Source organism: Paraburkholderia madseniana (assembly GCF_009690905.1).
GTDB classification, from domain to species: domain Bacteria; phylum Pseudomonadota; class Gammaproteobacteria; order Burkholderiales; family Burkholderiaceae; genus Paraburkholderia; species Paraburkholderia madseniana.
In genome coordinates, this window is sequence record NZ_VOSW01000106.1 from 1 (window position 1) to 19,435 (window position 19,435).

18 protein-coding genes, 1 tRNA gene, 1 pseudogene and 1 riboswitch are annotated in these 19,435 nt (G+C 62.5%); of the genes and pseudogenes, 7 read left to right on the forward strand and 13 right to left on the reverse strand.

What is annotated here, in order from left to right; genetic code table 11:
- From FSO04_RS37100 to FSO04_RS37125, 7 genes are all read right to left on the reverse strand, one after another.
- On the reverse strand, positions 1 to 2,324 hold a 2,324-nt coding region (locus FSO04_RS37100), incomplete at its 3' end, for a carbohydrate-binding family V/XII (protein ID WP_154566456.1).
- A gap of 127 nt (positions 2,325 to 2,451) precedes the next feature.
- Positions 2,452 to 3,570 carry a BamA/TamA family outer membrane protein gene (locus FSO04_RS37105; RefSeq protein ID WP_233465121.1) on the reverse strand — a complete coding sequence of 373 codons (1,119 nt, stop codon included), beginning with the start codon at positions 3,568 to 3,570 and terminating at the stop codon, positions 2,452 to 2,454.
- Positions 3,571 to 3,648: 78 nt separating this feature from the next.
- Positions 3,649 to 4,620 (reverse strand): SphA family protein, encoded by a 972-nt coding sequence (locus tag FSO04_RS37110; protein WP_154566458.1) that lies wholly within the window; start codon positions 4,618 to 4,620, stop codon positions 3,649 to 3,651.
- A 101-nt stretch (positions 4,621 to 4,721) separates the two neighbouring features.
- Positions 4,722 to 6,209 carry a DUF1254 domain-containing protein gene (locus FSO04_RS37115; protein WP_154566459.1) on the reverse strand — a complete coding sequence of 496 codons (1,488 nt, stop codon included), beginning with the start codon at positions 6,207 to 6,209 and terminating at the stop codon, positions 4,722 to 4,724.
- Between the two features lie 28 nt (positions 6,210 to 6,237).
- A complete protein-coding gene (locus tag FSO04_RS37120) occupies positions 6,238 to 7,422 on the reverse strand; it encodes a DUF1254 domain-containing protein (RefSeq protein WP_199203089.1) in 1,185 nt (394 codons plus the stop codon).
- A gap of 27 nt (positions 7,423 to 7,449) precedes the next feature.
- Positions 7,450 to 7,662: a hypothetical protein gene (locus FSO04_RS47165; RefSeq protein ID WP_199203090.1), complete on the reverse strand. Its 213-nt coding sequence runs from the start codon at positions 7,660 to 7,662 to the stop codon at positions 7,450 to 7,452.
- 105 nt (positions 7,663 to 7,767) lie between these two features.
- Positions 7,768 to 8,301 carry a hypothetical protein gene (locus tag FSO04_RS37125; RefSeq protein WP_233465123.1) on the reverse strand — a complete coding sequence of 178 codons (534 nt, stop codon included), beginning with the start codon at positions 8,299 to 8,301 and terminating at the stop codon, positions 7,768 to 7,770.
- Between the two features lie 830 nt (positions 8,302 to 9,131).
- Between FSO04_RS37125 and FSO04_RS37130 the strand changes: the two genes are divergently transcribed.
- Complete coding sequence (locus FSO04_RS37130; protein WP_154566460.1) at positions 9,132 to 10,193, forward strand: HAD family hydrolase; 1,062 nt, start codon at positions 9,132 to 9,134, stop codon at positions 10,191 to 10,193.
- A 69-nt stretch (positions 10,194 to 10,262) separates the two neighbouring features.
- Here FSO04_RS37130 and FSO04_RS37135 read toward each other — a convergent pair whose 3' ends face one another.
- Positions 10,263 to 11,273 (reverse strand): sodium:calcium antiporter, encoded by a 1,011-nt coding sequence (locus tag FSO04_RS37135; protein ID WP_154566461.1) that lies wholly within the window; start codon positions 11,271 to 11,273, stop codon positions 10,263 to 10,265.
- A 100-nt stretch (positions 11,274 to 11,373) separates the two neighbouring features.
- Positions 11,374 to 11,545: riboswitch (yybP-ykoY riboswitch) on the reverse strand.
- Between the two features lie 102 nt (positions 11,546 to 11,647).
- Between FSO04_RS37135 and FSO04_RS37140 the strand changes: the two genes are divergently transcribed.
- Positions 11,648 to 12,667 carry an NADP-dependent oxidoreductase gene (locus FSO04_RS37140; RefSeq protein WP_154566462.1) on the forward strand — a complete coding sequence of 340 codons (1,020 nt, stop codon included), beginning with the start codon at positions 11,648 to 11,650 and terminating at the stop codon, positions 12,665 to 12,667.
- 59 nt (positions 12,668 to 12,726) lie between these two features.
- Here FSO04_RS37140 and FSO04_RS37145 read toward each other — a convergent pair whose 3' ends face one another.
- Together FSO04_RS37145 and FSO04_RS37150 are read right to left on the reverse strand one after the other, a co-directional pair.
- Positions 12,727 to 13,029, reverse strand: coding sequence for a hypothetical protein (locus FSO04_RS37145; protein ID WP_154566463.1), 303 nt, complete (start codon positions 13,027 to 13,029; stop codon positions 12,727 to 12,729).
- A gap of 95 nt (positions 13,030 to 13,124) precedes the next feature.
- Positions 13,125 to 13,481, reverse strand: coding sequence for a helix-turn-helix domain-containing protein (locus FSO04_RS37150; RefSeq protein ID WP_233465125.1), 357 nt, complete (start codon positions 13,479 to 13,481; stop codon positions 13,125 to 13,127).
- 291 nt (positions 13,482 to 13,772) lie between these two features.
- On the opposite strand from FSO04_RS37150, the gene FSO04_RS37155 reads away from it, so the two are divergent.
- The 3 genes and pseudogenes from FSO04_RS37155 to FSO04_RS47890 all read left to right on the forward strand — a co-directional run.
- Positions 13,773 to 14,054, forward strand: a complete 282-nt coding sequence (locus tag FSO04_RS37155) for a BrnT family toxin (RefSeq protein ID WP_154566465.1) — start codon at positions 13,773 to 13,775, stop codon at positions 14,052 to 14,054.
- On the forward strand, positions 14,026 to 14,301 hold the full coding sequence (locus tag FSO04_RS37160) for a BrnA antitoxin family protein (protein WP_154566466.1): 276 nt from the start codon (positions 14,026 to 14,028) through the stop codon (positions 14,299 to 14,301). The genes FSO04_RS37155 and FSO04_RS37160 overlap by 29 nt, the downstream gene beginning before the upstream one ends.
- Positions 14,285 to 14,422, forward strand: a pseudogene (locus FSO04_RS47890) (tyrosine-type recombinase/integrase); the annotation flags it as partial. The gene FSO04_RS37160 and the pseudogene FSO04_RS47890, both read left to right, overlap by 17 nt.
- A 75-nt stretch (positions 14,423 to 14,497) precedes the next feature.
- Here the strand turns inward: FSO04_RS47890 and FSO04_RS37170 are convergent.
- A tRNA-Arg gene (locus FSO04_RS37170) sits at positions 14,498 to 14,573 on the reverse strand.
- Between the two features lie 296 nt (positions 14,574 to 14,869).
- On the opposite strand from FSO04_RS37170, the gene FSO04_RS37175 reads away from it, so the two are divergent.
- Entirely contained in the window at positions 14,870 to 15,769 is a 900-nt protein-coding gene (locus FSO04_RS37175) for a c-type cytochrome (RefSeq protein WP_154566467.1), read from the forward strand.
- A gap of 95 nt (positions 15,770 to 15,864) precedes the next feature.
- Here the strand turns inward: FSO04_RS37175 and FSO04_RS37180 are convergent, their stop codons facing one another.
- A complete protein-coding gene (locus tag FSO04_RS37180) occupies positions 15,865 to 16,443 on the reverse strand; it encodes a hypothetical protein (protein WP_154566468.1) in 579 nt (192 codons plus the stop codon).
- Between the two features lie 102 nt (positions 16,444 to 16,545).
- Positions 16,546 to 18,636, reverse strand: coding sequence for a UvrD-helicase domain-containing protein (locus FSO04_RS37185; protein ID WP_154566469.1), 2,091 nt, complete (start codon positions 18,634 to 18,636; stop codon positions 16,546 to 16,548).
- A 430-nt stretch (positions 18,637 to 19,066) separates the two neighbouring features.
- Here FSO04_RS37185 and FSO04_RS47895 point away from each other — a divergent pair.
- A partial coding sequence (locus FSO04_RS47895) for a Gfo/Idh/MocA family oxidoreductase (RefSeq protein WP_233465127.1) occupies positions 19,067 to 19,435 on the forward strand: 369 nt, incomplete at its 3' end.

Consider the following 19,435-nt stretch of genomic DNA (forward strand, 5'->3'; position numbering starts at 1 on the left):
AAGTGCCCCTGCCCCTGAAACTGCCCACTCGCTCGCGCATTCCCGAGATCATGCCCCTGCTTGAGCGAATCGAGCTGCTGCGTCTGGCTGGCGCTTGGCTGAACCGGCTGCCAGCCGTTGGCGCTGTGCTGCTCCCAGCCGCCACCCTGATCATGACGGTAGACGTTGCCGTCGCTGCCCGCATAGACATTGCCGTTATTCCACGCGACAGCGTTACCGGTGTTCTTGTTGCCCACCACGCCGCGCGATGCCGCCTGATGATCGCCTGAATTCGTGTTGCCGGTTACGCCCGCTTCGGCCACGCCGTAGCGGCCGGTCTGCGCGTTGTAGCCGGCGCGTTGCCCGCCCGCCGCGTAATCGCCGGTGCCCTGGTTGCCTACTACGCCGCCACGTCCCGCACCGCTGCGTCCCGTCGAAGGATCGCTGAACGAGCCTTGCCGTCCCGCCGCGTAGTTGCCGTTGTACGCGTTCTCGACGGCGCCACGACTCCCTTGGTAATGAGCGCCAGTGTACGGATTGAAACCGGACACGGACGACCCCGCCCAACTGTTGCCGGTCCAGCCGTTCCAGCCGCTCGCGTGCGTCACGGTGGCCTGCCCTCCCCAGCGGCCGTAAATATTCGCCTGGTTGACGTTCGCGTACTGCCAGCTGCCGCCCCAATACGGACCCCAGTACGGCGACGGCGCGCCCCACGTGGCGCCGATCGCAAAGCCGAAGGCGAAGCCCATCGTCGTGCCGAACGCGAAGCCCGCGCCGTAGCCATAGGTGGCCGGATAGCCATAGTAGACGTCGCCGACATACGGTGCGTACACATAGCCGGTGCCGTACACAACGGTGCCGTCCGCATTGACGACCACGCCCATGTAGCCCGCCGTATAGCCGACCACCACGGTATCCGGTGTCGCCGAATAGACGTGAACGTACGTCACGTAATGCACAGGAGAAGCCGCCGGAATCGTATAGATCGCAGCCGGCACGATATCGGCGACATGCCACGGGCCACTTGCCGCGCTCGCGGTGAACCAGATCCCGTTGGCGACCGCAAAGAATTGCGAAGGCGTGGTCTGGATCACCGGCGTCGCGGTGTTCACCGCATACGAGAGCGATGTGCCCGCGATCCCGACAAACTTCGGCGTGCCGTCATAGACCACCTTCAGCGTGGTGGACTTGCGCGATACGGTCGCTGTCTGTGGGATGGTTGCGGCGATCGCCGCTTCTTTGGCCTGCGGCGTGCCGGGCACGGAGACGAGCGCATTCGCGTGCGGGTCGTCGGCGGCGATCTTTGCGAAATCGGCGGGCAGACTCTTGCCGTCGACAAAGGTCCAGGGTCCATTCAGACCCGCTGCGGTAAACCAGCGGCCCGACAGCAGCAAGTAGTAATGGTTGTCGCGCGGCTCGACGAAGAGCGCGTGGTCGGCGTTGGCGACGGAGAGTAAGCTCACCCCCTTCACCGGTTGCAGCGAAGGCTTGCCGGTCGTCACCACCAGCTCGGCCGGCTGCGCGGCGACGACAACGTCCGGCGCCTGCGCCGGTTTCTTGCCGTCGGCGGGCAACAGCGGGTCGGACTTCAGATTCGTTTGCGCTTTGTTCGCCGCGGCGACCAGCTCATGCGGCGGCGTCGCGGTCAGATGCCACGGACCGTCGAGCGATGTCGCCTCGTACCAGTAGCCCGCAGCATTCAGATGCAGCGTGCTACTCGCGTCCTTGAGCAGCATCGCCCGCGTGTTGATCAGGCGTTGATAGTGCGTGTCGCCGAGCGCACGCCAGTTCGCGTCGCCGTCGACCAGCACGAGTAGCGTGGGGCGTTCAGCAAAGAGGATGTGAGGTACGTTGTTCTGCACCGCGAGGCCGGGTTCGCTGCCTTCGTGGGTGCTGGCGTAACTGGCCTGCAACTGTTCGAGCGATGTGGTGAGGCCGTCTTTCGGGATGCGTGCCTGCAAGGCAGTTTTCACCCCAGCCGCGGCACCCGGCGTGGCCGGCATATCGACCTGGTCGATGACGATATCGAGCAGCTGAACAGTCGAGCTGGTCTTGTCGACTTCAGCACGCGCGGTGAAATGCGCGACGCCGTAGTTGGGCGTGGCGCTCTTCGCACCGACCGCAAAAGCCGCGCGCCCTTCGATCCGGTTGCCCTGCCACACTTCCACCTGCGGCTGATACAACTCGATGCGCTGCTGCGCGCTATCGAAGTCGCGCGGCCAGGCCGTCGGCAGCGGCTGCACGGCGGCCGCGGCAAGCGCCTGCCCGGGCGTAGCGACTGTCACCGCAAGCGACGTGCAGACGCCGGCAAGCAACAGCAAGGATCGCTTCATCGTGGTTTTCATTGTGCGTGATTCCTTCAACGTGAAAATCGGTGTGCGAAAACACGTAGACTGCAGACAGCGCTCGCGCCGTGCATGCAACCTGTTGCCGTGCCCCTTCAGCGAACTCAACTGGACTGATTGATTCTCGTCACCGCCATGCGCTGCCCACCTGCACATAAAACGCGTTCTGCCCGGGCCCGTGCGCGACGTCGATCCCCATTGTCACGCCGAGCTTGCGAGCAATCAGATAGCGAAACCCTGTGCCGAAGCCGAACGCGGTGGGTGCATCCGAAAACGAATGCAGATGGCCGTAGGCTTTACCGACACCGCCGAAGCCGAGCACCGACCAGCGCGGCGTGACGTTCCAGCGGATTTCGGCTTCCGCGGTAAGCTGGTTGTTGTCCTGGAACTTCGCATCGGACACGCCGCGCAGCGACACATACGGCTGCGCGAAAAACGGAATGTTTCCTTGCGAGACGCCGGTGTCGGCACGCAGGCCGAGCACCCAGCTCTTCGACAGCGGAATCCACTGGTAGCCGCGTGCCGTCTGCTCCTGAAAGTTGGTGGAACTGCCGAGGCCGCCGCGCGCGAGGTCGGCTTCCAGCTCCGCATAGGTGCCGCTCAACGGATAGAACATGTTGTCGCGCGTGTCGTAGTCGACCACCACGCCGCCCTTGGCGACGCGCTGATCTCTCTCGAACTCGCGAATCCCCGCCGGAACGGTCGCGTCAAAACGCGTGCTCGCGTCGAAGAAGGTATAGCGCGGGCCGACATACCAGTGACTATTGCCGAGCCTGAACAGGACCTGCTGCACGAGCGCGATACCGTCGAGCTGATAGGCGCGCGGCTGGTTCTGGATGCCGTAGTAGTTCAGATGCAGCCCCACCTTGCCGATCACGCCGAGATAGCGAATGTGGTCGTCGTCCCAGGTGTGGAAGTGCTTCAACCCCGCGCCCCAGCTATGTGTGCCGGTCACGAAGCCGCCGAGGCCGGTGATGTTCGGCGGCGCTTTGGTGTCGTCGGGCGCATCGGCGCTTTTCTTCGGCAGCGAGAAATAGAGCAGGCCGAGGCCCAGCCCGTAGCCGACTGCCGGCTCGGTGATCAGCGTCGGCACAGGCAAGACGCCCCTATGCGTCAGCAGAAGATTGCTCAAGTCGAAAGCACCGTCTTCGGGATCGGTGAATTTCGACGCCGCGCGGCCGTGGACCGACACGAGCAGCAACGCCGCGACCACCGCCGAGGCGCGCAGCGATCGTCTGCGGGGCACCTCGGACTCGCTCGGTGGAGCGGCGTCGACGGGAAACGGCACACACGAGGAGCGACGGATCACCAGATGCATGCTCCGTTACTGGAAGGTGGCACTAATCGACAGTTCGACCGCATTCCCCTTAGGCCGGTTGCTGACGTTGAACTCGTTGACCCAACGCAGCGACGCCGACACCGGCGTTTTTTGGACCTTGCCAGACCACGTGACCATCGCCCCGATACCCACCGAATGCCCCTGATTGCCGCCGGTGGCATCGGCCAGGCCGCCGCTATCATGACCGATCTGCTGGATATAGCCGCCCACCACGCCCACACCCCAGCCGCCGCCAAAGCGCTTGAGCGCGAGCAGGTCGAGCACGCTGACCGGTGCGTTGTGATAGTGGGTGTCGCCGTTCGGCGTATAGAACTCGACACCATAGTTCAACGACAACTCGATCTCTTCTTTCGGGAACAGCTTCGTGTACGAGACCGTCGGCGTGAAGGTCCACGTGTTCTGCCCGGCATTGGCGAGGCGGCTCGAGGTGTACGCGCCGGTCGGCGCATAGATCTGCAGGCTCAACGCGATGTGGTCGGTTCTGGTCAGGTGATAGCCGGCCACCACCGGCGTGAAGAAGAGGTCGGCGAACTGGGTGCCATGATCGTTCGGCAAGCGGCCATGAAACGACGACACGTCGGTGTACTGGATCGGTACGCCGAACGAAGAAGCGAAGTTCCAGCCGCCCGCCGTAATGCCCCAGGTCTTGATCGCATTCACAAGCGTGTACACGATCGAATAGTCCAACCCGGCGGTGACAGTACCGGCGATCGGGATCGTCTTGCTCGCACCGAGCGAGCCTTCGTAGTAAATCGTGTTGGCCGACACGATCCAGTCGCTGGTGGGCGGCACCACGCCTGCGTACGGCGTGACCTGCATGCCGGTGATCGGTCTGCCGACGCCACCTTCAGTAGCCCACGCTTGTTGCGAAAGACCCACGCCGGCGGTGGTAAGAAGCGCACCCGTGCACAACCTGGCGAGTGACCGGCTTGCGGACAAACGGTTTGTGCGACTCATAGTCATCCTCATGAAATTAACTTTCCGCACTTCCACTTTGCGGAACAAGGTTTTGACACACCGCGGCGGCAAGCCGCAGGCGTGCACATCGGCGTGTTTTCTTACGGTTCACGCTTGACCGGCGGCGGCGTCCAACTGCCGTCGAGCGCCGGTTGCTGCGGCCAATAGGCGCGGACATACAGCGAGAACGCTTCATTGGCCGGCGCCGGCAGCCAGTTGGAGACCTTGTCGTCACCGGGACTCGTGTTCTGCACGTAAAGCGTCAACGAGCCATCCGCATTGAACTTCAGGTCCTTGTTCTTGGTGCCGAGCGAGTAGCGGTTCTGCGGGTTCGGCGAGAAGAAGTGGTGCGAGTTGTACAGCGTCAGCGACCAGAACCCCTTGACCGGCGGCAACTGATCCTTGGCGAACGTCACCGTGTAGCGTGCGTTGCCATCGAGACGCTGACCGGATGCGTCGGCGTCGGCGTAGAAATACTTGGTCTCGTTAGGCTTGTTGACGAAGATGTTCGACTTCGCCACCGCCGTGCGCGTGAAGTAGTCCGTGCCGAACGCAGCGCCGTTGCTGATGGTGTTCCAGTTCGCCGGCAGCCGCTTGCCAAAGGTGTTGAAGTTGAACAGCGGCGTGACCAGATCCGCTTCGGCCTTCGTCCCTTCCTCAACAATCGCGGTCTTGATTGCCGGATCCTTCTGCGCCGCGACGATCAGCGCGCGCGCCTGCGCGTAGAGCGCCTCTTCGCCGCGTTGCGGCGGCGTCTCGTCGAGCACGGTGGGCAGCATGTCCCAGAAACGGTTTGAATCGACCCACTTGATCTCTTCGGCGTTGCCGCCCGCGGCACCACCGGCCTGGCCGAAGCTCGGCAGCTTCGACCAGTCGGTCTCCTTGACCTTGCCGTCGTACTCGGCGAGCGGATACAGGCCAACCTTCGCAATCACCGACTGCACGGCCACGCGATCTTCAGGCGTGTCGTCCATGAAAACGCGCGGAATAAAACTGCCGATTCCGGTCGACGAGCGGAACACCTGGCGGATGCCCTTCGGCACCTGGCCGTTCCAGTCAGGGCCCGCCAGGAGATAGAAGCCCGGACGTGTACCGTACATCTTGCCGAGACTCGCGAAACCGTCGGTACGCAGATCGACGGCCTGATAGACCCAGAAGCGTTTGCCGAAATCGGGCACCTGCACGACCACCGGCGTCTGATTCAGATCGAGGATCGAGGAGCCGTAGACCACGTCCTGATTCGGACACGCAACAAATCGCTCCTGCGGCTGAATGTAGTCGCGCAGCATCGACAGATGATTGGGCGGCGCAACCGGCACGATGCCGCCGTTCAGACCCGGCTGTGGGACCTGCTTCATCGCCAGCAGACGGCCGTAGACGTTCACCATCGGCCACGCCCAGAAGTAGGTCTGGCGCGCTACCAATCGTGCGTATTCTTCAGAGATCGCGTAGCCGGCCACCGGGCCCGGCACGGACGCCATAGTGGCCGTTGCGTGGGCAGGCTGGTCCTGCTGCGTCTTCGCCAGAATGGGTGCAGCAACCGACGCCAGCACGGCGGCCGTGACCCATGTCGCTGTTTTCTTATTCATATTGTCCTCAGGTTCGTCCATGCGCGGCTTAGCGCTTTTGGGGCTCGGGGAATTTCCAGTCGCCGTCGAGCACCTTCTCATCCGGGCCATAGATGCGCATGACGAGGGTGTACGCACCAGTGGGCGCCGGCAGCCAGTTCGACGTCTTGTCCGCACCCGGCGACGTGTTCCGCACGTAGATATCCAGCGAGCCATCGGCGCCGTACTTCAGGCCTTTGGTGCGATCGCCGATCGAGTAACGGTTGATTGGATTCGCAACCAGATGGCGCGCGGGCAGGTCGTACAGCGTCATCGACCAGAAGAATTTCGCGGGCGGCAAGTCCTTCTTGTCGAAGTGCAGCACGTACGGCTCTGAGCCGAGCAGTTGCGCGCGTTCGCCGTTCACGCGTGTGCCGACGTACACCGCTTCTTCCTTGGTATTGCCGTAAATCCCCATCGCCGCCGCGACGGCGCGCGTGGTGTAGTCGTCCTTCAGATCCGCACGGCTGCCGAACAGGCTGAACGAGCCAGTGGTGTGTTTTTCCGCGTCGGCCAATGCGGCTTTGCCGTCTGCGACACCGGCTTCGAGCGCGGCGCGCGTTTCCGGCGTCACGGTGGCCGGATCGAACGGCGCGCCCGGCGCAATGCCGATCTTCGCGAAGCGCGCCATCAATTCCTGCTCGGACGGCGCCGGCGGCTGCGTGAACTGCAGCATGAAGTTCAGATAGGCGATGAAGTCGACCGAAGTCGCCTTCGCTTCATCCCACTTCGGAAAATCGAGCTTCGCGACGGACGGCGGCGCAGCCGTATGTTCGAAGGCGGACAGCGGCGTGAGCTTGTATTGCTTCTGGATCGCCTCGACGTTTTTGACGTCGCTCGCGCCGTTGAGCGCCGTGCGGCCAAGCGTCAGGATCAGGTCCGTCTCGGAGCGGAACACCTTGTCGATGCCCTTGGGCGTATCACCGTGCCAGTTCGGGCCGGCGAACAGATAGTGGCCCGCGCCGTTGCCCGTGGCGCGCGAACCGACGTACGCGAAGTTGTAGGTGTACAGGTCGATCCACTGGAAGACGTAGTAGCGCTCTTTCGGCACCGCGGGCACCGTCAGCACCCACGGCTCGCGACGCAGATCGAGCCACGCCCACGAGTACGGCGTGTCGTTGTTCGGCGTGACGATGTCCTTGTTCTCGGGACCGTACGGATGCGAGTAGTTGCGGAACTTGCCGAAGCCGCCCACATAAGACTTCGAGCCGGAATCGAGCGCCTACTCGTAAAGCGTCTTGTAGTTGAACAGCATCGGATACGCGTAGAGGAACGCGTCTTTGGCGATCGCGCGCGCTTCTTCAGGCGAGGCGGTGACGGCCGCTGTCGCCGCCGTGGGGGCGCTCGCTTGAGCGACGGCTTGCGTATGCGGTAACGTGGTCAGTGACAAGGCCGCGATGACTGCGCAGGTCGGCAGGCGTTTGAATAAGGTCATGGTTAAGTCCTCTGTTTCTGTGCTCAGTTTTTTGTGCTTATTTGCCGAACGTCATGTTCAGCCCGGCGAAGATGGTGAACTTCGGCACGCCGGCGCCGGAATGCGCTACCGAGTATTGCGGCTCGATAAACGCGTTGTAGATGGTCGAGCCGCCTTTCCACGCTTCGCCCGCACCCAGACCCACCGGGATGTAATAGCTGCCATGCTGCAGGTCGAAAGTCCAGGTGCCGGTCGAGCGGATATACCAGCGCCGCCCGGCAGGTTGAAGATGCCGAACGGCTGCGCGGTGAGCGATTGCGTGGTGGGCCGGCTGGTTTGTCCCGCGAACGAGTGTTGCCACTGCACCAGGGCGCCGAGGAGCCGCGCCTTCGTCGCGCTGACGGCGACCGCGGCAAGACCGGCCTGCCACTTGCCGGTGCCGAGGCTCGGGTCGGTGGCGGTCGGCATCGTCACGAGCGGGCCGACGCCGACCTGCACGTCGCCTTGCGAGAGCAGGAAGATGTCGAATAGGTTCAGGTCGCCGAGGCCGGTGTTATAGCCGCCGCTTGGATCGGGCCGCGTGCTGACCGGCACCGTGGCGCGGAAAATTTCCGGCACGCCGATCAGGCTGTTCGGGCCGATCGGCACGGTGGGGCGCAAGAGCAGATCGTTGGTGTGCGCGCTCGCGCCGAACACGCTCGGCGTGTAGTAATTCTGATGTTGAATGAGGCTGCCAGATTAAGCGGGTTAATACTCTTATTGGCTTCGTCGGCCGATGCCTGAGCGAACGCCGGCGACAACACCACCGAGGCGGCGTATAACGCTACCGACCCAACCACGCTTTTACAACCCATTCGCGCACCTCGTCTATGGGCATTTCTTATAGGCGAACGCATTCTTTTGCCCGATGCAAATAAAGCAGGAGCAATGGCATTCGTATTTTCGAATTAGGTCGAACTAACGCAAACTAATCGCAGGCGTAAGTTCACCTCACCCAGTGGCCACGCGCAACCGGGGAAATATGCAAAGCGGATAAGATGCGCGATTAATTCGCACTAAGTCTTTCGGGCAAGCTGGAAAGACGGTACGGCCGGATGCAGGGCTTGCATGGACGCTCCTTTCAGACTCAAGAGACGCCGCACCAAACGACGCATGCGGAGGTAAAAAATTCACAATCCGGGAGTGTTGTGGCGGAATAGTAGCAAACGTTTCAGGAGATTACAGAGATAAATTTGTAACGCGATAGAAATCTACGCAATTTCGGACGGAGTTAGATTTTGGCCGCCATTCTTATTCCACACTTTTGCCACTACGTTGAGCATTTGTTTGCTTGTTGCATAAAAAGCTGCATAGCGGCATACGCCATTTGACAATTACCGGCATTCACGCCGTCGTCCCAAAAAAGCAACAAAATGGGCTGCAACAATCGCCGTGTCCCATTAGACTTGCGCTCGCTTAAAGTTTGACCCACCGCTTTTGATGAGGCTTTTATGATTCGCACGATGCACCGGTACTGCATTGCTTTGACCGTTATGGTTCTTTCAGCTTGTACCGTTACGCCGCACCACGACGCAAGCGAGTCGCCGGCCGGCGCGTCGACCGCCGCAACCCTCGCGTCGTGGAACGATACTGCGAGCAAACGCTCGATTGTCGATTTCGTCACGCTGGTCACGACGCCAGAGTCGAAAGACTTCATCCCGCGCGCCGACCGGATCGCCGTATTCGACAACGACGGCACGTTGTGGCCGGAGCAACCCGCCTCGGTACAACTGGTGTTCGCGCTGCAACGGGTGAAGACGGTGGCCGGGCGGCATCCGGAATGGAAACGGCAGGACCCGTTCCGCTCGATTCTGAAAGGCAATCTGAAGAGCATCGCGGCGAGCGGCGACGCCGGTTCGACGAGGCTGCTGGCGGCGGCGCATGCCGGCATGACCAGCGATCAATTCGCCGCGCTCGTGCACGAATGGTTCGACTCCGCGAGCGACCCGCGCTTCAATCGCCCGTACGCCGACCTCGCTTATCAGCCGATGCTCGAGTTGCTCGCCTATCTGCGCGCCAATGGCTTCAGGACCTATCTGGTGACGGGCAGCGATGTCGAGTTCGTCCGTGACATCGCGCAGCGCGTGTACGGCATTCCGCCCGAGCAGGTGATCGGCAGCACCGTCAAATACAAGTACAGCCAGACGAACGGCGCAGTGTCGCTGACCCGGCTTGCGCAGGTCGACAATCTCGTCGATGGCGCGGCCAAACCGCTTGCCATCGACCGCGTGATCGGCCGGCGTCCGGTGATCGCGTTCGGCAACGCCGACGGCGATGTGCCGATGCTCGAATGGACCTCGGCCGGCGACGGTCCGCGCCTCGCGGCGCTGCTGCATCACACCGACGGCGAACGGGAGTACGCGTACGACCGAACGGCGAAAAGCGGCAAGCTCGACAAGGGGCTGGACGAAGCCAGCGGGAAAGGCTGGCTCGTCGTCGATGTGAAGGATGACTGGAAGACGGTGTTCAAGACGGATAGCACAGCAACGGCTGCGGCGGCGCCGTCCAATTAAGGGCGGCTGGTTGGGAAGGCCGCGCTTCGGCGGCTTTTGTCGCGGCCTTCCCGGTCTTTCGTCACTCGCTCAGCGGCTCAGCGTGATCGCCAGATAAGTGGCGTAGAGCACGCCGCACACCAGCAGCGCCCACACCGGCACGCCGCGCGCACGCACGTTGATCCGCAGCCACGCGGCGGCAGCGAGCGTGATCACGATACCGGTCACCACTTCGATACGCGGCGCCCACGGCGTCAGCAGAATCCCGATTGCGGGCAGCAGCGTGCCCTGGAACACCATCGCGCCGGTGATGTTGCCGAACGCCAGCGTGTCCTTGCCACGGCGAATCCACAGGATGCTGTTGACCTTCTCCGGCAACTCGGTGGCGATCGGAATGATCAGCAGCGACAGCAGCAGCGGCGAGACGCCGAGCACTTGCGACACGCCCCGCACACCGTGGATGAAGCCTTCCGCGCCCCACACCAGCAACGCAACCGCCAGCGCCAGTTGCACCGCGATGGTCGCGAGATTGGTGGGCAAGCCAAGACGCGACAGCAGCATTCTGCCCGGCGCTTCAGTGCCGTGACCGGCGTCGACCAGTTTGTTCGATGCACGGAACGTCATCACCACATACGTGATGTACACACCGACCAGCGCCGCGCTGAACAGCCCCCGTACGATCATCTCTTCATGCGGCACGTACATCGCCGCGGCCGCCAGCACAAAGGCGCACAGGAAGTAGTTCAGATCGCGCGTGAAACCCGTGCGTTCCGGCGTGACCCAGCCGCCGGCACCGCGCGAACCGAGAATCGCCAGCGTCATCAGGAAGGTGGAGAGGGTGGAGAGCATGAGCGGCGCGCCGAGAATCGCGCCGACGCCGATCTCCTGATTGACCGCGCTATCGGTCGTGCCGCCCGCAATCGCGAGCAGCGGGACGAGGGTTTCGGGCAGGGCGGTACCGACCGCCGCGAACAGCGAACCCGTCACGCCCTCGGAGATTTTCAGGCGCTCGCCGAGATGCTCGAGGGCATTGGTGAAGAGCTCGGCCGACACGAGAATGACGACCAGCATGATGGCGAGTTGGAACAGGAGACCGGTCATGCGCGCCTCACTGCAAATGCAAAGGGGAAGCGGCACAACGGACCGGCAAGTGGGGAGACTGGCAGGGCACAACGATGTTTCACAGGGCAACTCCGCGGTCGGACGAAAGTAACGAACCAATGACGCACCGCGCCCCGTCCGACCAGAACGAAGCAGTGCGCCAATGGTCTCGCCAAACCGACCCGGTCGAACGCGCCATGACCCGCAGGTCAAGTATGTTGACGCGCTCTCCTTCAATGGATGAAGGAAGGCTACTCCCCAGTGACCGGAGGATTCTAGCGGGACGGGAGGCTTTCAACAAGCTTGGAATCGGGCGCGTGCGATGGCCCCACTGGTAAGATCACTCACCGTCTACGACCGCAGTGAGTGTTCACATGAGTTATCAAAACCGCCAGTGGTTTTACGTCAAGCGTCCTGAAGGACGCGTTGGCGATGAGCATTACGAGTTACGCGAAAGCGAACTCGACGACAAATTGTCATCCAATGAGGTTCTCATCCGGGCGCGCATTATCAGCGTCGATCCATACATTCGCATCCAGCAGCACGAACGCAATACCTACGATGTGCCGCATCCACTCGGCATCGTGCAGCGAGCGGGCGTGGTGGGTGAAGTGGTGGCGTCGGCGAGCCCGCTGTTCAAGCAGGGCGACTGGGTGTCGGCCTATAGCGGCTGGCAGTTGTATGCCAAGTGCCATCACAGCGAACTGACCAAACTGGACCCCGCCGCGGCGCCGGTTTCGACCGCGCTCGGCGTGCTCGGTATGCCGGGACGCACTGCGTGGTTCGGTTTGATGGAAGCGGGCAAGCCGCGTCCGGGCGACACGCTGGTCGTGTCCGGTGCGGCGGGCGCAGTCGGCTCGCTGGTCGCGCAGTTCGGCAAGCGCGCCGGATGTCGCGTCATTGGGATAGCGGGCGGTCCGGACAAGTGCGCGTTTCTGACCGACACGCTGAAGCTCGACGGCGCGGTCGACTATCGGGCGCATCCGACGCTTGAAGGCTTGCAGTCAGCGCTGCAGGCGGCGACCGGCGGCGTCGATGTCTATTTCGACAACGTGGGCGGCATGGTCACAGATGCGGTGATTCCGCTCATCAAGCGCCGCGCACGGATCGTGATCTGCGGCGCGATCGCTCAATACGACGGCGGTCTCGACACGCCGGACCTCGCGCCGCGCTTCCTGCAGCACATGCTGTTTCAGCGCGCGACGATTCAGGGGATTCTGGCGCGCGATTTTACGCATCGGATGGATGAGATGCTGCAGACGGTTGCGCCGTGGGTGAAGAACGGTGAAATCGTTTATCAGGAGACTTACGTCGATGGGTTTGACGCGTTGCCGAACGCGCTGAATAGCCTGTTTGAGGGGAAGAATCTTGGGAAGCTGCTGGTGAGGGTATGAAGGTGTGAGTTCCTGAACGACAACCCCGACGCTGGCCGGGGTTGTCGTTTGTGGATTGTTTATTTCCGTTTGCTGCGTCTTTGCAGCATGGCCTCGGTCTCTGGCGCGGTCATGTACCTGCCGGCAACTCTGTAGTCATAGTCCGGGGTGATGGTGATCTGTCCGAGCCGGTAGTCAATGATGAACCGGACCTGGTGTCCGGGCAGGAAGCCGGCGTGTTCGAGCATGGCATCGGTAACCTGCATCCAGGGAAAGGCAGTACGCTTGCCGCGTTCGTGCGTGCGGTCTGCTTCAAGCGCAACGGAAATGCGCGTGACGTGTTCGTCGCGTGCGCGACGTGGTTTAAGATTGGCATCAGCCATGGTCAACTCCTTCGGTGAGTTGGTGGTGGTCAGCGGGCCGTATGGGTTGCCGCCCATGCGGCCCGCGCTTCTTCTACTGCATCAAATCTCCTTCCTTACCGCTGGCTCTGTGCCAGCACCGTATCAAGCATCTCGGACACGAAGCGTTGCCGCGCCTTCGGTAGCCGGCTGATCGCCTCGATCTGCTGTTGCAGCTTAGAGGACGGACCGCGTTTGCCGTCTGGGGTGACGTTCTGCCCCAGCAGTTCATCGGATGAAAGCCCAAGCGTTCTGGTCAACTCCGGTAGCAGTGAGGCGGGCAGCCGCAGCCGCCCACCTTCGTAGTGAGCGAGGGTCTGCTGGGCAATGCCGAGCTGCTCGGCGAGTTGCTGTTGGGTGAACTCGTGGGCCTTGCGAGCGCTGGCGATACGCGCGCCCAGCGCCTTGAAAAACTGTTCGTCCTTTGGGTTCATGGCTAAGCTCAGCGGTGAAAGTCCAGCCATGATTGTAGCTCTGGATTGCGAGTTAATAGGTTGATTTACATCATAATGGAGTACTCCACAATCGAGTTGTTGTTAATCAAAACCCTCTTGATTGGTTTTTAGACGGAGGACGGATTCATGCCGCGCATCCATCAGGAAGAACTGGAAACGCGCGACGACCCGACGAGCGACCGACACCGAGACCACTTTCGCAAGCCAGGCAAGTAAACGTAGTTACAAAAACCTGTTACGGCCCTTTGTTTTTGTAACTACAATAACCATATGAAAACGACTCACGACCAAACCAAGAGCAACGCCAACGAGCAGAAGCACGGCGTATCTCTGTCAATCGCCGAAGCGATTGATTGGTCGTCCGTATGGTGCGCACCCGACGACCGCAAGGATTACGGCGAGTTGCGCGAAATTGGCTATGCCGTGATCGACGCCCGCCTCTATTGCGTCGTGTTCACGCAGCGCGGCGAAACCTTTCGGGTTATTAGTCTGCGCAAGGCGAACAACCGGGAGATAGACCGCTATGAAAAAGCAACCCAAATTGATCCGTAACACGCCCGAAGAAGAAGCCGCGATTGCTCGCGGCATCGCGGCCGACCCTGACACGTTCGAACCGACCGATGAACAGTTCGCACAGATGAAGCCGCGCGGCGGCCGACCTAAGCTTGCGCACCCGAAAGTCGCGGTGACGATTCGATACGACGCTGAGATAGTGGAGCGTTTCAGAGCAAGCGGCGAAGGCTGGCAAACGCGCATGAACGACGCACTGCGCGACTGGCTCAAGACACACCACGCATGAGGTGCTAAAGGAGTCGGGAGGGTGGGAAACGCTGGAAATGGTGCAACGCTACGCGCACCTGTCAGCCGATCGCCTGGCACGTTGGGTTCAGCTGCACACACCGTCGTCGACCTACAGATGACTGCCGGCCGACTACATTTTCACTGTGCTGGGGGAAACGGTGAAGCAGAGAAACCGCTGAAAGCCTTACGGCTATTGGTGCGCCCGGCTGGGATCGAACCAGCAACCCCTGCCTTCGGAGGGCAGTACTCTATCCATTGAGCTACGGGCGCTTCAACACGAAAGCGCGGCAACCTGAACAGGAGCGACGCCAAAGCGAGACCGAAAGGATACCCGGTTTCGGCCAAACCGTCCACCGGACGGCCTAGATGGCGGGATTGCGCGCCTGAAGCCTTCCATTCGGGCGGTGCCAGCCTCACCCCGCGATGCGGGTAAACGCCTGCTGAACACCTGGCCGCGCCCCTCGCCGCCGCCGAAATGTTCCGTCTATAATCGTCCGTGGCTGAATAGAGAACAAGAAGTTGCCGTCACGCTGTACCGCTCACATACCCACGGAGACGAGACAAGCATGAGCGAAGCACCACACGGAGCCCCAATCAAAACCCCCGGGCAGCTCATTGCCGCGATCATTGCCAGTTTTGCGGTACCGATCGTCATCATCGTTCTGCTAGTGATCTACGTCGATAATTCGACGCGCACCGGCGCCGGCACAGACAGTCTTTCCGACGCCGAGGTCAGCGCGCGCATCAAGCCGCTCGCACAAGTCGACATTCGCGACGCCAATGCGCCACGCATCTACAAGACCGGTGAAGAAGTTTACAAGGCCGTTTGCTCCGCGTGTCACGCGTCGGGTGCGGCAGGCGCGCCGAAATTCACCAATACCGCCGACTGGGCGCCGCGTATCGCGCAGGGCTTCGACACGCTGTGGCACACGGCGCTCGCCGGCAAGGGCGCGATGCCCGCGCGTGGCGGCACCAGCCCGGACGACTACAGCGACTTCGAAATCGCCCGCGCGGTGGCATACATGGCGAACAATTCCGGTGCGAGCTTTCCTGAACCGGCCCAGCCGGCAGCGGGTGCGGCGGCAGCCGCGTCTGGCGCTGCTGCGGCGGCGCCGGCGGGTGCTTCGGACGCTGGCGCTGCACAGGCCGCTGCTGCAATGGCGGCCATGGCAAGCGTGCCGCAAGCGGCTGCGCCAGCAGCAGGCGGAACCCAAAGCGCGGACGCCTCGCAAGCCGGCAAGGCGCTGTATCAGCAGGTTTGTCAGGCGTGTCACGCGGCCGGCGTGCTGAACGCACCGAAGTTCGGCGACAAGGACGCATGGGCGCCGCGCCTGAAAGAACCGATGGACACGGTCTACAACTACGCACTGCACGGCAAGGGTGCGATGCCGCCCAAAGGTGGCTCGACTGCCTCCGACTCGGACGTGAAAGCCGCCGTCGACTACATGGTCAGCGCGGCGAAATAAGGCGCTTCTGGCGGTTGTCGCAGGACAAAAAATCCCTGCACCGTGGCGACACGGGCAGGGATTTTTTATGCGAATGCGCTCTATGCGCCGTCGGCTCAGGCGCCTGCCGATGCAACCGCGGGGCGGCTGAACGCCTCGACAAATGCCAACGCCGGTGTGCTACGAGCCAGCGACGTCAAATGCGTGTGCAGGTCGGCAGGCACGAGCCACGGATAGCTCAGCCCATCTTGCAACGCTTCGAGCAATTTGCCGTCGACGTCCGGCACGACGTCCATGCGTGCGATGTGGATATGGAACCCCGTGACGGCCGGCGCCGCGTCGAAAGTCCACCGATACACCCCGTGGCCGACACGCAATGCGCCGGTTGCCCGTTCGCGCATCACCACCAGCCAGGGCAAGGCCTCGATCGTGCCGTTATCCACCGCGAGCGAATCGCACACGTAGTACGTGCGGCACTGCGCGTACTGGGCGCCGAAATCGGTGACGAGCGTTTTCGCGATCGCATCGGTACCGACTGTGCGTGCCGGAAACGCGATATTCGACGTGGCAAGCGAAATAGTGAGAACCGCATCCGGCGCGAAGGCCTCGGCGATGCGGTGAGCACGCGTGTTGTCTTTCGCGTCGACGTAGGTTTCGAGCGCGCGGCAATAGTGCGCGAGCGGCGGCGTGGGCATGCGAGCGGTCTCCGATTGACGGGCCGTGCCACTGTAGCGTGCGCACGTCGAAAAACCGCCGATGCACCTGCCGCGCACGGGGTCTTGCGTTCACTCCCACGCTCAAGGCTTCTGCAACAGCGCCTTCAAACTCGCAAGCCGGTCTTTCGGCGACATCGGCGCTTCTTCGGGTGTCGGCGGCGGGGCGTCGTCGAGCAGCATCTCGGGGATGAAGCGCGACGGCTCGCACACCACGGTTTCGCGCGCGCGCTTGCGCTTCTTGCACCAGTTCAGATGCAGGCTGCGCTGCGCCCGCGTGATCGCGACGTACATCAGACGACGCTCTTCCTCGATGCGCGCGTCGTCGATCGGCTCGTCGTCCGGACCGCCACGGTGCGGCATGATGCCTTCTTCGACGCCCACCAGAAACACGTGCGGGTACTCCAGCCCCTTCGACGCGTGCACCGTCGAGAGCCGCACGGCGTCCGGATCTTCCTCGCGGCCCTCGAGCATCGACATCAGCGCGACGGTCTGAATCAGGCCGAGCAGACTCTTACCGGTGTCGCCGAAGCCGTCGGCGGTGTCGTAGCCGGTTGCCTCGTTCTTCTCCGAACCTTCGGGTTCGGCCTTGGTGCCCTTGCGCTTCAACCATTCCATGAACTCGAGCACGTTCTGCCACTTGGACTGCGCCTGACGTTCGTCGAATGCGTCGTACAGATAGGCTTCGTAGTGAATTGCGTCCATCAGTTCGTCGAGCAAGGTCCCGGCGGCATCCTTCTCGGCGCGATCGGTGAGGCGCTGCATGAAGTCGCAGAACACGCGCATCGGTTCGATCTGACGCGGCGACAGGCGCGCCTCGATGCCGCCCATGTACACCGCTTCGAACAGCGACACCTTCGCCTGGCCGGCGAACGAGCCGAGCGCTTCGAGCGTCGTGTTGCCGACGCCGCGGCGTGGCGTGGTGATCGCGCGGATGAACGCCGGGTCGTCGTTCGCGTTGGCGATCAGGCGCAGATACGCGCAGATATCCTTGATCTCGGCTTTGTCGAAGAACGACTGCCCGCCCGACAGCACATACGGAATCCGTTCGCGCCGCAGCACCTGTTCGAAGATGCGCGCCTGGAAGTTGCCGCGGTACAGGATCGCGTAGTCGCGGAAATTCGCGCGCCGCTCGAACTTGTGCGCGGACAGGCGGAACACCACGGACTCGGCCTCGTGCTCTTCGTCGTTGCAAGGCGTGACAGTAATCGCGTCGCCCATGCCGTGTTCGGACCAGAGCTTCTTTTCGAACAGCTTGGGGTTGTTCGCGATCACGTTGTTCGCGGCGGTCAGAATGCGCACCGTCGAACGGTAGTTCTGCTCGAGCTTGATCAGATGCAGCTTCGGAAAATCCTTGCTGAGCTGCCCGAGATTTTCGAGCGTCGCGCCGCGCCAGCCGTAAATCGCCTGATCGTCGTCGCCGACCGCCGTGAACGCCGCGCGCTTGCCGGCCAGCAGTTTCACCAGTTCGTACTGGCACGCGTTGGTGTCCTGATACTCGTCGATCAGCAGATAGCGCAGCTTGTTCTGCCAGCGGTCGCGCACCTGCTCGTTCTTCTCGAAGAGTTCGGCGGGCAGGCGGATCAGGTCGTCGAAATCGACCGCCTGATACGCATGCAGCGTCGCCACGTAGTTGCGGTAGACGATCGCGGCCTGATGTTCGTCCTCGTTCGCGGCGATCGCGATCGCCTGCTCGGGCATGATCATGCCGTTCTTCCACAGTGAGATGATCGACTGGATCTTGCGGATGAAGCCCTTGTCCGTCGAGCCGACCTGCTCCTGGATCATGCCGAAGCAGTCGTCCGAATCCATGATCGAGAACTGCGGCTTCAAACCGACGTGTTCCGCTTCCTGCCGCAGAATCTGCACGCCGAGCGAGTGGAAGGTGCAGACCGTCAACTGGTTGACGGGTACTTTGCGGCCTTCCTTGCCGGGCGTGGTGAGCGTCTTGCCTTCAAGCAGCTTGCCCACGCGCTCGCGCATTTCCAACGCGGCCTTGTTCGTGAACGTGACGGCGGCAATGTGGCGCGGTTCGAAGCCTTTGGCCTCGATCAGATGGGCGATCTTCTGCGTGATCACACGCGTCTTGCCGCTGCCTGCGCCGGCGAGCACTAGACACGGACCGTCAAGATAACGGACCGCTTCATTTTGAGCGGGGTTCAGGCCTGCGGACATCGTCAGTGGATGGGTAACGCGGTTGAGGGCGCTTGGGTGCGAAATCGCGAGACCGAAGGCCCGGGGGCATGCTGCGCGGGGCGGGCGGCTGGCGCGCATGCCTCGGTGTGAGGGGCGTTCCGGCTCGCCGCGATCTGCGCGAGAGGAGCGATGTTAACACGGATGCCCGAAACGGATGCCGTGACAGGCGCGCTGTCGGATGGCCGGGAACGGGGCCCGCGATGGCAGCTCGCCCGACGACAAAAATGGATGCCCGACCTGGCTGCCCCGAACGCGGCGGCAACTGCCGTCCGAGCGCCGCCAAACAAGCGCCACCCGCAAACGCCTGCGACGATGCCGACAGTCCGCCTTCGGGACATGCCACAATTACGCTGTTGCGCGCCGTCGCCGCGGTGGCAAAGCGGCGCGCCGTTTTTGCAGGAAGACACGCATGTCCGCATCGCTGAAGATTGGATTGATGGGTTACGGTTTTGCTGGCGCGACCTTTCATGCGCCGGTGATCGAGCACTGCGGGCGAGCGAGCATCGCAGCCATCGCGACGAGCCAGCCCGAGCACGCGCTGGCCGATTACCCGCACGCAAAGGTGGTGGCCGATCTCGACGCCCTGCTGGCGCTCGAAGAAATCGACTGCGTCGTCATCGCGACGCCCAATGACACGCACTTCGACCTGGCGCGCCGCGCGCTGGAAGCGGGCAAGCACGTGGTGGTCGACAAGCCCGTCACGCTCACCGCCGCCGACGCCCACACGCTCGCCAACATTGCACTGGCTCGCAGCAAGCGGTTCGTCCCCTTCCATAAC

What these genes read in the sequence shown, in the direction of transcription:
- FSO04_RS37185 (WP_154566469.1), bottom strand. Translation starts at nt 18,636, where the DNA reads ATGTCCGCAGGCCTGAACCCCGCTCAAAATGAAGCGGTCCGTTATCTT.
- FSO04_RS37140 (WP_154566462.1), top strand. Translation starts at nt 11,648, where the DNA reads ATGAGTTATCAAAACCGCCAGTGGTTTTACGTCAAGCGTCCTGAAGGA.
- FSO04_RS37150 (WP_233465125.1), bottom strand. Translation starts at nt 13,481, where the DNA reads ATGAACCCAAAGGACGAACAGTTTTTCAAGGCGCTGGGCGCGCGTATC.
- FSO04_RS37135 (WP_154566461.1), bottom strand. Translation starts at nt 11,273, where the DNA reads ATGACCGGTCTCCTGTTCCAACTCGCCATCATGCTGGTCGTCATTCTC.
- FSO04_RS37130 (WP_154566460.1), top strand. Translation starts at nt 9,132, where the DNA reads ATGATTCGCACGATGCACCGGTACTGCATTGCTTTGACCGTTATGGTT.
- FSO04_RS37110 (WP_154566458.1), bottom strand. Translation starts at nt 4,620, where the DNA reads ATGAGTCGCACAAACCGTTTGTCCGCAAGCCGGTCACTCGCCAGGTTG.
- FSO04_RS37180 (WP_154566468.1), bottom strand. Translation starts at nt 16,443, where the DNA reads ATGCCCACGCCGCCGCTCGCGCACTATTGCCGCGCGCTCGAAACCTAC.
- FSO04_RS37175 (WP_154566467.1), top strand. Translation starts at nt 14,870, where the DNA reads ATGAGCGAAGCACCACACGGAGCCCCAATCAAAACCCCCGGGCAGCTC.
- FSO04_RS37155 (WP_154566465.1), top strand. Translation starts at nt 13,773, where the DNA reads ATGAAAACGACTCACGACCAAACCAAGAGCAACGCCAACGAGCAGAAG.
- FSO04_RS37160 (WP_154566466.1), top strand. Translation starts at nt 14,026, where the DNA reads ATGAAAAAGCAACCCAAATTGATCCGTAACACGCCCGAAGAAGAAGCC.
- FSO04_RS37145 (WP_154566463.1), bottom strand. Translation starts at nt 13,029, where the DNA reads ATGGCTGATGCCAATCTTAAACCACGTCGCGCACGCGACGAACACGTC.
- FSO04_RS37115 (WP_154566459.1), bottom strand. Translation starts at nt 6,209, where the DNA reads ATGAATAAGAAAACAGCGACATGGGTCACGGCCGCCGTGCTGGCGTCG.
- FSO04_RS47165 (WP_199203090.1), bottom strand. Translation starts at nt 7,662, where the DNA reads ATGACCTTATTCAAACGCCTGCCGACCTGCGCAGTCATCGCGGCCTTG.